At 48.8% G+C, this 16,081-nt stretch carries 15 protein-coding genes; 5 read left to right on the forward strand and 10 right to left on the reverse strand.

The window, feature by feature from the left end; translation table 11 throughout:
• Positions 1-58: 58 nt before the first annotated feature.
• Both CVV44_17785 and CVV44_17790 read left to right on the forward strand, forming a co-directional pair.
• Positions 59-1,444 (forward strand): hypothetical protein, encoded by a 1,386-nt coding sequence (locus CVV44_17785; protein ID PKL36072.1) that lies wholly within the window; start codon positions 59-61, stop codon positions 1,442-1,444.
• Between the two features lie 121 nt (positions 1,445-1,565).
• Positions 1,566-2,351 carry a gluconate 5-dehydrogenase gene (locus CVV44_17790; GenBank protein PKL36073.1) on the forward strand — a complete coding sequence of 262 codons (786 nt, stop codon included), beginning with the start codon at positions 1,566-1,568 and terminating at the stop codon, positions 2,349-2,351.
• Positions 2,352-2,470: 119 nt separating this feature from the next.
• Here the strand turns inward: CVV44_17790 and CVV44_17795 are convergent, their stop codons facing one another.
• From CVV44_17795 to CVV44_17840, 10 genes are all read right to left on the reverse strand, one after another.
• Positions 2,471-3,334: a hypothetical protein gene (locus tag CVV44_17795; GenBank protein PKL36074.1), complete on the reverse strand. Its 864-nt coding sequence runs from the start codon at positions 3,332-3,334 to the stop codon at positions 2,471-2,473.
• 228 nt (positions 3,335-3,562) lie between these two features.
• Positions 3,563-4,612, reverse strand: coding sequence for a hypothetical protein (locus CVV44_17800; protein ID PKL36075.1), 1,050 nt, complete (start codon positions 4,610-4,612; stop codon positions 3,563-3,565).
• Between the two features lie 32 nt (positions 4,613-4,644).
• On the reverse strand, positions 4,645-5,595 hold the full coding sequence (locus CVV44_17805) for a flagellar motor protein (protein ID PKL36076.1): 951 nt from the start codon (positions 5,593-5,595) through the stop codon (positions 4,645-4,647).
• Positions 5,507-6,976 carry a hypothetical protein gene (locus tag CVV44_17810; GenBank protein ID PKL36077.1) on the reverse strand — a complete coding sequence of 490 codons (1,470 nt, stop codon included), beginning with the start codon at positions 6,974-6,976 and terminating at the stop codon, positions 5,507-5,509. Before CVV44_17810 ends, CVV44_17805 begins: the two co-directional genes overlap by 89 nt.
• A 140-nt stretch (positions 6,977-7,116) precedes the next feature.
• The gene (locus CVV44_17815) at positions 7,117-8,283 is read right to left on the reverse strand and encodes a hypothetical protein (protein PKL36078.1); all 1,167 of its coding nucleotides are present in this window, start codon (positions 8,281-8,283) and stop codon (positions 7,117-7,119) included.
• Positions 8,284-8,297: 14 nt separating this feature from the next.
• Positions 8,298-9,356, reverse strand: coding sequence for a hypothetical protein (locus tag CVV44_17820; protein ID PKL36079.1), 1,059 nt, complete (start codon positions 9,354-9,356; stop codon positions 8,298-8,300).
• 318 nt (positions 9,357-9,674) lie between these two features.
• Positions 9,675-10,337 (reverse strand): hypothetical protein, encoded by a 663-nt coding sequence (locus tag CVV44_17825; protein PKL36080.1) that lies wholly within the window; start codon positions 10,335-10,337, stop codon positions 9,675-9,677.
• Between the two features lie 18 nt (positions 10,338-10,355).
• On the reverse strand, positions 10,356-11,165 hold the full coding sequence (locus tag CVV44_17830) for a hypothetical protein (protein ID PKL36081.1): 810 nt from the start codon (positions 11,163-11,165) through the stop codon (positions 10,356-10,358).
• Positions 11,166-11,229: 64 nt separating this feature from the next.
• Positions 11,230-11,670 carry a hypothetical protein gene (locus CVV44_17835; GenBank protein PKL36082.1) on the reverse strand — a complete coding sequence of 147 codons (441 nt, stop codon included), beginning with the start codon at positions 11,668-11,670 and terminating at the stop codon, positions 11,230-11,232.
• 193 nt (positions 11,671-11,863) lie between these two features.
• Positions 11,864-12,637 (reverse strand): hypothetical protein, encoded by a 774-nt coding sequence (locus tag CVV44_17840; protein PKL36083.1) that lies wholly within the window; start codon positions 12,635-12,637, stop codon positions 11,864-11,866.
• Between the two features lie 235 nt (positions 12,638-12,872).
• On the opposite strand from CVV44_17840, the gene CVV44_17845 reads away from it, so the two are divergent.
• The 3 genes from CVV44_17845 to CVV44_17855 all read left to right on the forward strand — a co-directional run bounded on the left by CVV44_17845 (position 12,873) and on the right by CVV44_17855 (position 16,008).
• On the forward strand, positions 12,873-13,904 hold the full coding sequence (locus CVV44_17845) for a hypothetical protein (GenBank protein ID PKL36084.1): 1,032 nt from the start codon (positions 12,873-12,875) through the stop codon (positions 13,902-13,904).
• Positions 13,905-14,063: 159 nt separating this feature from the next.
• Positions 14,064-14,441, forward strand: a complete 378-nt coding sequence (locus CVV44_17850; GenBank protein ID PKL36085.1) for a two-component system response regulator — start codon at positions 14,064-14,066, stop codon at positions 14,439-14,441.
• A gap of 10 nt (positions 14,442-14,451) precedes the next feature.
• Complete coding sequence (locus CVV44_17855) at positions 14,452-16,008, forward strand: hypothetical protein (protein PKL36086.1); 1,557 nt, start codon at positions 14,452-14,454, stop codon at positions 16,006-16,008.
• Positions 16,009-16,081 lie beyond the last annotated feature (73 nt).

Genomic DNA, 16,081 nt, shown 5'->3' on the forward strand with positions numbered 1-16,081 from the left:
GGAGAACATGAGTGAATTGATAAACATCGTATGCAGTAATTGCCACACCAGGTATGCCATGACCCGGATCGATATAAATGATTTGCATGCATCAGTGATGGTGTGTGAAAAATGCCGGCGAAATATCAAGATAATACTGTGTCCCGGTTGCGAATCTTTCTATTCTCTGACTTATCAGCTGGTTCCCTATCAGCGATACATGATGGTGTGTAAAAAATGTTCGGCATCCTTCACGGTGACCTTTCCTGTAATGCAGGGACAGGTAATAAAAACTGATAAAACAATAATTCATGATACAACCGGGAATAGCATGATGTTCCGGATGGAGAACAGTGTCCGCGATGCGGTAAACAGGGTGCCGGTGTATGGCCGTAGGCATTCCGGCGAGAGGAGAGAAACCGCCCATGAGGCTGCACCGTGTGGAGTCGATGAAAATGACGGGGTATTCGGCTCGTTACTTTCCGTTATTGGAAAAACGTTTTCGCCGGCAAAAATTGCATTGGCCATCCCAGTTGTAATCATTATTCTTCTGGCCTTAACGTACCTGCGGGGCAGGGCTCCGGTTTTTGTGAGGCGGGGAGCCGTTGACTCATTTCTGAATATCCCGGTCATGGTATCAATCCTGGTGTTATATGTAATTACTGCCACGGCCATAGCCAGGGTGACCGTTGAGGATATGCTCCATGGCCGCGCGATGGGCATACGGAAAGCGGGAATGTTCGCCTTGAGAAAAGCAGGACTCGTGTCGATGGTCAATTTTCTTTTATGCGGTCTTCTCTTCGGTGCTTTCACCCTTTTCGGCATGATTCCCGTCGTAGGCCCGTTCTTTTTTGCATTGTCTTTCTTCCCTCTCTACGTTATAACCGTTATCATCATCATGATGATGATAACGGGATTCTGGTTTTATCCCCCGTTCCTGGCCTGTTCCCGTGAGAATGAGGAAAACAAAGAAAAAACATTTCTGCATTTTTTACTGCGCCACTTTATGGCACTCCTGTATCTTGTCCCCATAATGATCATTGTCTGTGCCATTATATTTTCTGCCGTCTTTTCATTGCACTACGGGGCTTTGTCCGTCATGGCAGCCATTGTCAGGCTTGTGCCGGGTTCGGAGGCGGTGAAAACTCTTAATGCCATACCACCCGTTTTAAGTGTCGTGACCGATTTGTCCCTCCTGGCCAGGAATATGGACCTGGCAGGTACTTTACTGAAAGAACTTTATGTCTACCATAAAATCGCCGGACTCATCATGGGCCTTATTTTTTCAGGTCTGACTGTAATGTTTTTCTCGGTCATGATGTCTTTCACTGCTACACTATCGGCGGCGGTATATGTGTTACTTTGCCGAGGACAAAAGGTGACCGATACGGGTATTATGCGTGTCATGCTTTTCATCCTGTTCGCTCTGGGCATCCTGTATTTTTTTAAGAAACTGTACCTGTAAACCCGATAGCAAATCTCAAAAAGTTCTTGTAATAATTACTATATCGTCTTGAGTGAGATGGAAGAGGACGTTATAGCAGTGATTATTAGAAGTTCCCTTATTTTAAACAGGAAGGTATTTTATGAAAATTAATGAATTGTTCAGTCTAAAGGGAAAGGTGGCAATCGTCACGGGCGGCGGACGCGGTATTGGCCAGTTTATCGCTACCGGCCTGGCGGAAGCGGGAGCAAACGTAGTGATAGCCTCACGAAAAATGGAAAAACTGGAGGAGACGGCAAAGGAACTGGAATCCCTGGGAGTAAAAGCAATGGCCGTCAAATGCGACATGGGGGTCAAGGAGGATATCGAGGCACTGGCCGATATCGCCGTGAAGGAGTTCGGTACCGTCGATATACTGGTCAATAACGCCGGCGTGACCTGGGGCGCTCCCACGCTGGATTATCCCCTGGATAAATGGGACAGGATATTCAACGTGAATGTGCGGGGGGTATGGATACTCTCGCAGAAGATCGCGAATGTGATGAAGGAGAAAGGCGGCGGCAAGATCATCAATATTTCTTCGGTTTACGGATCGCGAGGTTCGCTTGAAATCGCCCATCCCGCCGTTGCGTATAATTCCTCAAAAGCGGCAATAGAGGTCCTCACCAAGAATCTCGCCGTGAAGCTTGCCCAGCACAAGATCCATGTAAACTGCATTGCACCCGGTTTTTTCCACACCGACATGATGGATTATATTTTTAAACCGGAGATGAAACCAATACTGGACGCCACACTGGGCTTTATTCCGCTTACGAGAGTCGGTCTCGAGGACGACATTAAGGGAGTAGCTGTATTCCTTGCCTCAAAGGCGTCGGATTACCTCACCGGGGCCGTAATTCCCGTTGACGGCGGGCTTCTTTCGAAATAGGTCTTTTACCTGAAAAGGCAATCCGCTGGCGTGATTATTTTTCTTCCTCTCTCTGAAGGGAGGGGAAGAAAAAAACTATCAACCGTAAATCGGTCTTCCCGGTAAACATAAATCAATTGTTATGCTGAAGTTATAATGTAGTAGGTCTCCGGTTCATTCTGGTTTTTTACCGTAACTGTGTTGACGCGGGCTCTCATCTCAAAACCCGGACCCTCGCTTGACCGGAATTTCAGCACACCATCCCACTGCTTGTCCGATACCAGCCGTTCCCGTACTCCCTGGAGTTCACCCATCGTCGTTTCAATGCAATCCATCAGCGTTTGCGCGATAATGACGTTTTTCATGAATCCAGTGATCCTGCTGTACTGTTCATTGACATATTCGATGATGCCTCCCGCGTTGATAATCACTATGGCGGCAGGACTGGCGTCCAGGACCTGAGAAAGAACTTCGACTCTGCTTGATGCTGCCTCTTTCTGGCGTATGTTTTCATCGAGCCATTGAATGACCTGGGAAAGCCCGGCGGTTTTTTCTTCAACCTGGAGTTCCAGCTGATGATGCTCTTCCCGGAGTTCGGTCTGTCCTTCTGCTATTGCCCGGGACCGTTCGCGTTCACGGTAAAGCTCTTCCAGGGCATCGTGATATTCCGTCATATCGATAATCAGGGTAAGTTTTGAAATGGTTCCATCCATATTGTTTACCGGGGTACTGGTCATGCGGAACATACGGCTGTCGCGGGGGCTCGTGGTTTCATATTCAACCGTCTCTCCATGGAAAACACGGTCGTTCATACAATGGGCACATTCATTGTCAAGGCCGTGGAGTGCCCTGTAACAAAGTTCGCCCGTGGCATCGTATCCTGTTCTTTCGATGAGGCGTTGATTCATGTACTGAATCCGGTAGTCCCGGGAGGATATATAAATATAGCCCGGAAAAGAACAGAAAATGGCCTTCAGGATATTGCTTTCATTGAACTGCATCATTATCGCTCTTGGAAATATCGTACTGTCAGGATTGATTTTATCATGACTCCTGCATACGGTATAGCATGTATCGGCGATTGAGTCAATAATGATAATTTATGCCGGGGGAATTAATTTATTCTTGGTCATAATTCAAAGATGTTGCGTATGATGAATGAATGGTTGCTGAAAAAAATACGAAAAAGAAGAACTGTTCAGGAATAAATATATCATCGTGCGTTTTCTGAATTAAAAGCCGATGTAAAATCCATTGTTCTGTGAGGCAAGCTGGCGCAGGAAATCAACGGCTTCAGTGTCTTCCTGGTTTCTGAATTCAGTGCCGATACCCATGGTAAAAATTTTCATGTTACGCCTGTTCATGGATTTAATTTTTTTCAGGAGCTCATTTTTGGTAGTGGTTTTTTTCCGCAGCGAGTCGGGCTGTCCGTCACTGAAGAGTATGATGCCCTCGGCGCTGCGATACGTGTCCCTGGCGAGAATGAATTCAAGGGCGTATTCCGTGGGCGTGTCATGGTATGGTTTCAGGCAGGCTATTTTTTTATAAAAATCATATTTTTCTTTTTCCGATGATACGGTTGTGAGAGAACCCTCGAAGTAGCCGTACTTGTAGCAGGGAAGGTCCATGCTGTCATAGGCTTCATCCCGCCGTTCGAATTTCCGGCATCGGCTGTCAATATCCGGTTTGATGGTGAATCCGGGGCACTGTTCGCGGCTTATATTTTCAGCGAAGGCCGGGAAAAAAACTATATCGATCTGGTATTTCTCGTCCATGGCGGCGATAAACATTTTAAGGGCTGCCTTCACCTGGGAAAGGCGGTCCTCTTTATAACGGTTATTTTCCGGGGCCATGCTGCCCGAGAGGTCCACTACCATGACGATTTTATGGGGGATCTGAAAGGCCATGAGTTTATCGGCATCTTCGGGAGTCTTGAAGAAATTCCTGTCAATGTCAGTGACCTTTTTTATGACTTCGCTGAATTTATCCGCCGTGGCGTTCAGGGCTTTTGTGAGGGCCGATATAGTATCTGCTTTTTCAGGAAAATTTTCCCTGACTGTCTGGAGCTCTTTCCGCGTCTCTGTCAGTTCTTCCGTAGTCTTTGACAGCGTGTCCGTGGTGGCCATGAGTTCCTCTTTCACGTCCTGGCATGTCATGGACTCAATGCCGATTTTCTGCGTGAGAAGGACTATCATGATGATCATGACGGCGCCCAAGGCCCCGGTCATGACGTCCAGCATGGAAAGATTGAAAATATTTATTTCCCTGTTCAGGCGTCTCATGGATTATGACCTCGATATATATCCGTGTCGTGTCACTTGCGGTCATCCACGGCCAGTCGGTTGATCAGGTTTGTCAGCACGTATTTCCCGTCCCTGTTGAGCGCCTCCTCTTCCCCCTTCTGAATCACGTTGAGAAGAAAAACAAGAATTGCGCTGAGCGTCAGGGCAACGATGGTGGTGCCGAAAGCGAAACCCAGGTCCGAGGTGAGGGTCTTGAACTGAAGTATCTTGTCGGCCTGGGCGCCCATGAACTTGTTTATGTCCAGGTGTCCCAGGGCCAGGGAGATTCCCACAACGGTCCCGATGAATCCCAGGGTGGGGATGGCCCATACGATATACCGGGTCATGGCGTAGCGCAGATCAAGGCGGTGTATGTTCAGTTCAAGGGTGCTGTTGAGGACGGCGATGGTATCGCTGACGGAATGGGATTTGACATACTGTAGAATGCAGGTATTGATGAGGTCCGGCAGGTATGCCTCGCCGCGCATTGAAGCATTGGCCGCGTTTATACGTATGATTTCGATCTCCTGGTCGGTTTTAAGGAGCGATCCTTCAGTCTCGGGAAGGAAACCCGACATGCGGAGAAAAACATTTTCTTCGTGTGTGGCAATCCATCGGACCCAGAGCTGGGCCAGGCCAATGAAGAAAAACAGGTGCATGAGGTTTTGCAGTGTGAACGGGTAGACCGATGAGCTCGTCTCGCCGATGAGCATGTCTCCGGCGGCCTTTCCGCCGATAACAACGGTGAGGATAGAAATAATAACAATGGTCACAAGGACTGAAATACCCATGGCAACCCAGTTTCTGTTTATCGTGCTTATCATGTGATATCCCCTGTTGAATTTATCGGATGTGATAACATATTTAGTTCCTGTACTATTGAACGGCACGGGACTACCGCCGCGGTACGCATTTACCCGTATTGTCCCGGTAATAGCCGTCCTCGCAGACACAGGTTCCCTTACGCTTTGACCAGGTTTCATGTTCGCTGCGGCAGCGTTTGACACAGACAAATTTATGGGGTCCGCTCTTCATGGGCACCATGGCTTCATCATTGCGGCATCCCGCCGTGCAGGCCCCGTCGAATCCAATGATTTCACAGGGATCGCACCGGTCAGTTTTTGTGTTGAGCCTGTATCCCTTCACGCACACGCACGTGCTCTGGTCGCTGTTCCAGGTCTCATGGGCGCGGCAGGTGCAGTAACCGTCTTCATTTATAAATCCCCGGCGCGCCTCGCAGCGCTCTTTGAATTTTATGAATTTAGCCTGCTGGTTCTTTTTCTTTTCTTCCCAGCCTTCTTTCTCTTTTTTGAACTCTTCCATTTCCCGGTCCAGGTTTTTTTGTTCCTTTTCCAGTTTTTCATCATGGACTTTTTTGTTTTCTCCGCTGTAGGCGTTGCGTGAAATGGTCTTCATGATGTCCAGCTCGGCCTGTTTGCGCGCCATGTCGCTTTCACGGTCATCGAGATTCTTTTTCGCATTGTCCAGGTCTTTTTTCGTCACATCGAGCTGGACCTTGGTGTCATCCAGTTCCTTCTGCATGGAGACGAGCTGTCCCCTTGTGGTGTCCAGGGCATCCTTCGTGTCGGAGAGGCGGGTCTTCACCGATCCCAGTTCATCTTCAGTCTGGTCCAGGCGGTTTTTTGCCGATGAGAGATCCCCCTCGGTTTTTTTCAGCATCTCGCGGGTACCATCCAGGTCGCCTTTGGTGCTGCCCAGCTCTTCACGGGCCTTGCCCAGGGCTTCAATTGCCTGGTCGAGTTTATCCCTGGTCTCGCCGAGACCCCGGCGCACCGCCATGAGCTCGCGGCTCGTTGATGCCTGGCTTTGCCGTATAGTAGAATAGGTTCCGAAATTGAACCGCGCCGCCAGGCCGAAGTTTATATCGAAAGCGGTATGGGGCGTCATTATCATCACCGGAGCAGCGTATAGAGAGAAATTCACGGGATAATTGCGCAAAGGCAGATCCAGGCCCACGGGCAGACGAAGGGCCGCGCGAAAATCACCCTCATCGGTTCCCAGGAGGAAACCGCCGCCGAAGAAGAAGAGCAGACTCATCGAAGAATCACCATACAGATTAAAGGGTTCGTAGAGCAGGTCCGTGGTAAAGGCGAAATCTTTACTGATCGTTGCGCCCAGGGCACTGTCTATGCCCAGGTAGTCCGTGAACCAGTATCGCGTGTTAAGACCCGAGGGCATGCCGGCTACGCCGCCTAGTTCAAAACTGCCTTTCTGTGAGAAAGACCCCTGGGCATTTGCCCCGCCATCCGGTATAGCGATCAACAGTAGGGATATTATAAAAGGAAATAGTCTGTTTAGCATGGTTTTTTCTGTAAACCCCAATGATTTTGTCCCGTGTATCATATGATTTTCGGTACAAACCGGTTTGATATGAAGAGTTTATCTCGTATATGATATATAAATGCCGGGGAAAAGTCAATGTGAAAAGGGGAATTTGCGGTTTGTGTTGGTGCAAATCATGATTTGCACCAACACAGGAATTTTTAATAATCCGAGGCAATAGGCCCCTGGTAGTTGATGGACATACCCAGGAGCTGAGAGGAGGATGCGCTCGATGTCCCGGCTGTGCCACCCAGGCCGATGTCGCAGGCCAGAACGATGTTGCCGGAAATAGCGCTGATACAGCCAGGCACTTCATTCCCCAGGATTGTTCCGCCGGACCAGAGCATTTTCCATACATTAAGGCTCGATGTTCCCATCAATGTCCATATTGCAGCACTGGAAACATACTGGTTATAGATGCTCCCATTAAAGGGTGTGCTGGCAATGCTACCGTTACGCAGGAGGGGCATTAGACGTACTCCGTTACAATACAGCTCAATTATCGGTCCCTGGTTAACTGTAGGATCGTTCCAGCCCAGAATTTTCATTTCAACGGTAAAAGGCTCCTCGAGATTTATGAATTCTGAGTTGTCCGGCATGACATGAGGGATGTTGATAAATCCAAGCTCATCTGCCAGTGCGGTAGTGACATCGGGAAGCTGTAAGATCAGATAGTCTGCGCTTCCTGTTTTTACTGCTTTTACAAGGATACCACCGTTCTGCTGAGTTTCATGCCCATCTTCTACTTTGTCTACGAATCCCATGGTGAGTCCGGCATATTGGCCGGTTAATTTAAATTCATGACCGGTAAATATTCCTAATGTGTAAATGAAATTACTGGTTACAGTAGCGGTTTCCGTAAGGATGAATCTGCCTGTCATGGTCATTGGGAACGAATACCAGAGTTCATTCTCGTTCCGCCCCGCGTTGTTGTTGTTTATCATGAACCACACCAGCATGTTTTCTTCGCTGTTGTAGTAATAATATCCGTCTTCATCTTTTGGCGCTTCAACATAGTGATCTTCGTTGATGCTGAAAGAGCTTCCCTGCTGGTCCGTATATTTAGTACCGTAAATATCGGAAACGCTGTTGATGGCGCCGCAGAAACCATCGCAATCGCTGCCGGCGATTTCCTGGGGAAAGGCCACGATGCCGCGCATCTGGCCGTTAAGGACACTGACCAGGTCAGCTGCCGAGGTGACTACGCCGGTTTTTTCGTCGTCGGCATAGGGGTCGCGGTCTGATAGCGCGGGGCTGCAGGCCGTAAAGGCCGTCAGCAGTGCAACTGATAGTGATACTATCGAACTGATAAGATATTTATTTTTCATGGTATGTATCTCCTCTAGAATATATAGTATCGCATGCCCATGCGGAAGGCCGAAGTTCCCAGGAGAACCGGATAGGCGAAGCGTTTCAGGTATTGGTTGTCCAGGGTTGCCACGCTGGCCCCGCCCAGGGCCGTGGTGAGTATCTGGGCACCGCGCTCGGAAAATTCAGCCTCGGCATAGACGGTTCCGGCTGTCCCCGTTCCCATGAACTCGAATGAACCCACCATGCGGTCCGTGAGAAAAAACTCGAAGCCGATGACGAAGTTGAAGGACATGGCCCTGAGCCGGAACTTCACGGTCTCATCGATAGCTCCCCTGCACAGGAGGGCATCCTGGCCTGCATAAGAGGTGATATATTGCACATACCTGTCGTCGGCCTTCATGCGCAGTGACCATCCGCCGCTGATGTAGCCGACACCCATGCCGCCGTATATCTTTGCCTTGTCGTAGAGGGTAGTCATGAACCCGAAGGTGACGGGAATTTCGTACCATGAAGATGTGAAGGTTGTATCAAGAGTTCCTCCGGCAAGATTGCCATCGTGGGGAAACTGTTCGTCATTGGTGCCGTTATAGTAGGTGAGAAATGAATCAACACCGGGACCGAGAATGCGCTTCTGATGGCCGCCCATGAACTGGATGATGTAGTCAAAGCCGCCCCTGATGAAAAGGGGAAGGCCTGTCGCGTTATTCATGTCCCAGATGAGAGTGCCTGAAAGGCCCACGCCGATCATGGGACCGCCTTCGCTATAACCGCCGACGAATTTGAACAGGTCCTGCGATGTTCCATCCGATGCATTGTAATATATGGCATTGTCCTTGTCGCTGACAATCAGATACGAGGTGTTGGTATTTGCTGCCAGGCTATCCTCGTTAAGATCGAGCACGCCGTCGTCAATGATCGTCTCACCAAGGCCTGCCAGGTCCGGGGCCAGGTTGAAGGAAAAACCTATGGATAGATTTCTTGAAATGCCGCTTTTTTCTTTTTCCCCTTTCTTTTTCAACAGATCCGTTTCCTGGGCCTGAAGCGCGCCGGCCAGGAAGAGGAATGTCATGATACACCATATCTTTTTCATGGAACCTCCTGAAAATTCTTATATATTGATAATAAAAACCGTCTGGACGTATTTAACTATGTTTATTATACTAAATACCGTCCAGACGGTGGAGTGTCAAGATTAATATTCAGCATAATCAAATTATGCGCGCATTTTCGGGATATAAAACGACAATATAGTATATTTGTTCAGGAAAATGAGTGAGTACTCGTTTTAGTAGATCGAATGTGTGCGGCGGGGAAAGTCATATAGGGTCGGGCGGTTGTTGTTGGGTCGGGTTTCAAACCCGACCCAACAACACAACCAGCCGCCTATTTCCTGAATATGTAGTAAAAATTATTCCTTATCCGGTCCTACCCATGGTGTTGTGTCACCATAGAGAATGAAGGGTGCCGGGTTGATGGCGCCGCCACCGGCGGCCATATGGCCCATGCAGATAAAAAGCCGGTCATTTATCTTCCGCACTTCGTCGTGCATGGATTTTACCAGGCCGCCGTTATAGGGGCTGTAATCCAGGTGAAAGGAATCGCGGTCGTCCATGGTGGATTTGCCTACCCAGTTGTTCATCTTTCGCGTGCGGGCGATCCGTGTGGTGCCGTCGCTGTTTTTTACTGTAAAAAGATTGTATCCCCATCCTTTGTCTTTTTCAAAAGGAAAGAAGGCCTTACCTTCCCAGTGTCCGGGGCCGAAAAAATGATGGGTGAAGTAGTCGGCACTGGCTGCCATGACGCCGACAGAAATGGTTTTTGCTTTATATTCTCCCTTCATCGTGCCGAAGGCCGGAGCCGGGGCCGCGTAGAAGAGCTGCATGACTTCCGATTTGGAAAGTTTTTCGATATCGGCCGGTGTGGCCTTTTCAGCCGAAACGCCCAGTATCTGATCAACAGTGCGACCATCCCATCCGCCAATTCCGTTCTGAAGAATGTTTACGCCCGTAACGAGCACGTTCAATCCCACAATGACGCCGATTACTATAAGTATTTTTTTAAGTTTACTCATTTTGAATTTCTCCTTTATTTATTTTCTTCCCGTCCAGGTGTCATTGGCATCCCACATGCCCAGGGTCTTGTTCAGCCAGTCCATGGCTTTGATGGGCAGGAGCACCTTGGTCAGGGGAGTGACGATGCCTACGGGAATGGCCGGCACTGCCACCATGGCCTTGTTCTTTTTAATGGCCTTGAGTACTTTTTTGGTCACGCCTTCAGTTGTTAGCATGGAGGTTCCTGTTACCATCTGCGATCCCTGGAACATGCCCGTGTTGACTGTATTGGGGCACACCACGGTAACGCCGATATTATACTTCAATTTTTTCATCTCCTGGCGCAGGGCGTCGGTAAATCCGATGACACCGAACTTGCTGGCACAGTAGGCCGATATCCATGGAATGGCCAGTATCCCGCCGGCTGAGGCAAAATTGACGATATGTCCTTCACTGTGTTTTTTTATCGCCGGAAGAAATGCCTTGGTGGTCCAGAATTGCGAGGTGAGGTTGATGTTAATAATTTTTTCAACGGTTTCGTCATCCATTTCTTCAACGGAACCGGCGCGGACGATGCCGGCATTATTTACCAGGATGGCGGGCGCGCCAAGGGCCTTTTCTATCCTGGCTGCCAGGGCGTATACGGCTTTTCGGTCCGATATGTCGCATACAAATGCGCTGCATGGTCCCAGTTTGTTCAATTCGGCGGCGGTCTCGTTCAACGCTTTCTCGTTGACGTCAACGAGGGCCACGGTGCATCCTTCTTTGAGAAGGGATGTGGCAAGACTTTTACCCATCCCCATGGCGGCTCCCGTAACAACGGCAGTTTTTCCTTTCAAGTCCTTCATATAACTCCTCCTTATATTTGTTCCCGGTTAGGCAGGACTTAAAAGTTCCGTCGTCTCCGGGGTTTTATTCGGTCGGCGTCTTCAGTATTTCCGGCATGGATGCGGCTGTTTTAACAAAGGCGCGGATATCGCTCAGCTTTGTCTTTTCCAGGTTTTCCATGATGACTCTGTAAGTGTGATCTTCCACTTCCTTTACGATTTTTTCCCCCTTTGCCTTAAGGAGGACGCGGATATTTCGTTTGTCCTCGGGGTCTTTTTTCCGGCCCAGGTAGCTCTTTTTTTCCAGGCGGTCGATGACCCTCGTGGCCGTGCTGATGGGGATATTCATTTCCATGGCAATGTCACCCATTCGGCACGGGGAATGGGTACGGAGATACTGGAGAAGATAGATATCCATGAAGGAAAGGCCGAATATACGTTCTTTTGCCATCTCAAACTGGTAGATGGCTCTCAGTGAATCGAAAAGAACACGATCAATTTTTTCTCTCGGGATGTCCTGAAGCATTGTTGTCTCCTGTTGATAAAGTAATGATATTATTTCCAAAATGCAAGTAATATTTTTATAAAATTACCGGAATGCAAATAAAATTCCGGCAAATATCCATATTCTCCGGCGGAACGGATATGAAAAGCACTTTTTAATACTCTTTGTTAATCAGAGCCGGATGGATTGCGGGAAAAGCCGATATCATAATTTGTTATTTTCGGGAGTATTGATCCCGGATCGCCGCATATTCTTTTTCCCGGGACGGATCATGCAGGCAGTACCGGTTTTTGCCGAGGTATTTAGCTTCATACAGGGCATCATCGGCCTCTTGCTGCATTTTTTTAAAAAGAGCGACGGTTCCTGTTGATTCGATGACCTTGGATCCGGTAAAGTTGTAAACGGCGCTGGATATGCCGGCACTTACCGTGACACCCAGGGATTCTGCATTGTACTCCACTGTGGCGTTCCTGATTTCCCTGAATACCCTTTCAAGATAGAGCAGGGTGCCGTCCATGGAGGTCGAAGGCAGGATAACATCAAATTCTTCACCGCCGAACCTGATGACATAATCTGTAGGCCGCGAATTGTTCCTTATAATATCCGCTATGGCAATGAGGACCTGGTCTCCCACTTCATGGCCGTATTTATTGTTGAAAAGCGAGAAATCGTCGATATCAAAGCGGACCAGCGATACATTATAATCAATCGAATCGGTCCCGTAATATATCCTCGATGCCGTCTTAATAATATCGGTGAGGTAATCCTGGCGGTATTTAAGAAGATTGGTCTTTTCGTCAATATTGATCTTCTGTTCCAGGAGCTTATACTTGTTGAGCAGGGAAAAATAATCCAGCTCGGATTTCCGGAGATTTTCCACGATTTCATCGGTGACAGCATCATGCACCAGGAGGTGCGTGAGAATTGCCACGTTTCTCAATTGAAAATCATTCAGCAGGCCGTTATCGTCTCTTTTATCAGTTGTCATTGTTTGTAAATGTATTTTTTTGTATTGTGTACTTCTGTTTCATATTTTCGTCAGAAAGAAAGTAAATGGTCAGTTTTTTTTGGTGTAAAAGCCTTATTTGTATAATTTCTTACATCCACCGGGATTGCCTCGTCGGGACAATGAAATTTTTTCTTGCCATATCATACATCATGCTATACATGTTCAGGACTTGTCGGCAGGAGGATTCCTGTTTCGCTTTTTGCAGCAGCCCCTGATGAGGAATATTGTTGGAAGTATGAAACTATTTTTTTATATCAGAAAAACAACGATTATATGGATCGTGGTCATGGTCCTGTCTTCACCTGTCGCCCTGTTTGCTCTGCATCAATCTCCGATGAATACTGCCGGGGATAACGATACAAAGGGAGACCTTTCCGTTGAAATCGCTGTAATGACCGGTATGTCATACGGTGAGCTGGGAGAGTATGTATTTACTTCGACAAAAAAACTGAGTGAGCTCAACTGGGATGTAAAGCCCGTATTTACCGCCGGGTTGTCTCTTGGTGCTGTTTATAAAGACCGGTTTACCCTGGGATTCGCCTGGCAGAGCGGGTATACGCGTAATTCCGGTATCATGGAGGATTCAGACTGGCAGGCCAGTGATCCCTCTATTAAGACCAACTATTCACGGTCCGAAGCTTTCACTGATGCGTTCCACGAGACCGATCTGAACGCCGGAGTTGTTTTTAAAATTGATGATATATTTTTTCTTTCATTCCATACGGGCTACCAGTTTAAATATTTTCAGATGGTGGCCCGGAACGGATACCTGCAGTATGATCCCTTGCCCTATGATGCGCCATATACAACCGGAAGCAAGGTGCCCATGTATGGCATGGTGATGCGGTACCGGCAGGCCTGGCACATACCTTATATGTCCCTGGACGGAAAAGTAAATCTCTTCGACGGGTGGAGCCTGTTTGTCTCTCTTGCCTACAGCCCAGCCGTATTCTGCCGGGCTCTGGACAACCATCTTCTGCTCGATGATGATTATTATGATTCCATGAACTGGGGGCAATACCTATCAGTTCAGGCAGGCATAACCTGGAAGTTGAACGCATATTTGTCTCTGTCCATGGCCGTACAGTATGAGTATATACCCATATTCAAGGGTCAGAGCACCAGGGTGGACACGGATACAGGTAATTCTACCTTCCTGGGATATGATGTGGCCGGGGCCTCCTTCTCGATGGTCCAAATCCATGCTGCTGCAATTGTTCCCTTTCGGTTCCTCGACTGGCATTAAGGCGCCCTTTGGCCGGGCAGGGTGACATTTTAAGAAAAAAATCAGGAAATATTCTTGCTCTATGGGCGTTTTTGTCATAGACTATAGATGCTGCTGTTTATGGCATTGGCGGTATTCAGCTTTTTCTCTGTACCGTTTGCTCTTTGTGAGGTGTTTCGCATGGGTAATGAGACTGTTCATGTTATCATCATTGATGACGAGGATATGGTTCGTATCAATCTTGCCGATTTTCTCGAGGATGAGGGCTATGTCGTATCCCATGTGAAGAGCGGTGAGGAAGGCCTGGAGTTGATAAAGAAACAAGCCTATAATGTGGCCATCGTGGATATGAGGCTGCCGGGCATCGACGGCAATACCTTTATCCTGAAGGCCTGCGCCGTGCAGCCGGCCCTGAAATATCTCATCCATACCGGTTCTGCCGATTATACCCTTCCTGAAGAACTGAAAATGCTGGGTATCTGCCCGGCAAGCATTCTGTATAAACCGGTACAGGACATGGATATTATCAAGGCCGGCGTGGTGAATCTCCTGCGGTGATGACGGCGCCATGGAAAAGAAGACTTTCACCATACTCTGCATCGACGACGAACTGCTGATCCTGGAAATCATCTCCGATTATCTTTCCGATATGGGCTATAATGTGCTGAAGGCCGCGAACGGTCGTGAAGGCCTTGCACTGTTTCGCGAGCATCATCCCCATGCCGTGCTTGTGGATCTCCGTATGCCCCAGGTTGACGGGCTGGAGGTCCTTGCCCGCGTAACGGAGCTGTCACCGGAAACGCCCGTGGTGGTCGTGTCCGGCACGGGGAATATCCGTGATGTCATTGAAGCCCTGAGGACCGGAGCATGGGACTACATCATGAAACCCATTGAGGACATGAGGATGCTGGCCCTGGCAGTGGAAAAATCCCTGGAACGCTCGCGACTCATCAGGGAAAACCGCTTGTACCGGGAGAACCTGGAAGAACTTGTGCTTAAACGGACCCGGGAGCTCCGGGAAAGCGAGGAACGGTTCCGGCGTATCGCCGAGAACGCCAGGGATATCATTGCACGCCTGTCCATCCCCGATACACGGTTTGAATATATCAGTCCCGCTGTGTCGGCTATCTTCGGATATGATCCGAATGATTTTTACGAGGATGCCTCTCTTTTTATAAGAATAGTCTCGGAAGAATCAAAGGAACTCATGCAGGAACTTTGGTCCGGCGTGCAGAAGGGATTGATTCCGCCCGTTATAGAATACCAGGTCCTTCACTCATCGGGAACGTCCCGGTGGATATATCAGAGAAACGTCCTCCTCAAGGACGATGCCGGCATCCCCCTCGCCCTGGAATGCATTGCCAGCGATATCAGCGAACGCAAAAACGCCGAGACCATTCGGGAAGAGCTTATCCGGGACCTGGAGAATAAGAATGCCGAGCTGGAACGTTTCACCTATACGGTTTCACATGACCTGCGCAGTCCCCTTGTTACCATTAAGGGATTCATCGGTATGCTGAACGAAGATATAAAAACCGGCCATTTCGATAATGTGGAGGCCGATATTGGCCGCATATCGGGCGCCGCGGATAAGATGAATATCCTTCTCAGCGATCTGCTGGAGCTTTCACGCATCGGCAGGGTGGTGGGCGTCAGGGAAACCATTTCCTCGGCGAAACTGGCCGGGGAAGCGGCAGAGCTTCTCCATGGCAGACTCCAGGAGAGGGGAGTCAGGCTGATCATTGATGATAACATGCCGGACCTGACTGGAGATATCCCGCGCCTCCGGGAAATTTTCCAGAACCTGCTGGAGAACGCCGTCAAGTTTATGGGGGACCGGGAAGATCCGCTGATCCAGGTGGGCGCTGTCATGAAGGACGGCCAGCCCGTCATTTTCGTCAGAGACAATGGAGTGGGCATCCAGGGCGAGTATCATGAGAAGATTTTCGGACTTTTTAACAAGCTGGATCAGAAAGCCGAAGGCACCGGAGTGGGTCTGGCCCTGGTTAAACGTATCATCGAGGTTCATGGTGGAAAAATCTGGCTTGATTCCATGGGGTTGGGGCAGGGAGCCACTTTTTATTTCACCATTCACGGGGAAAAAGTTCCGGAGAAAAGAGAATAAATACGGTAAGGACCCTTGTCAAAACATGACAAGGGCTTTATCTTATCAATAAGGGTGAATGCAGGCAGGTGCT

Source organism: Spirochaetae bacterium HGW-Spirochaetae-1 (genome assembly GCA_002839375.1).
In the GTDB taxonomy this organism is placed as follows: Bacteria; Spirochaetota; UBA4802; order UBA4802; family UBA5550; genus PGXY01.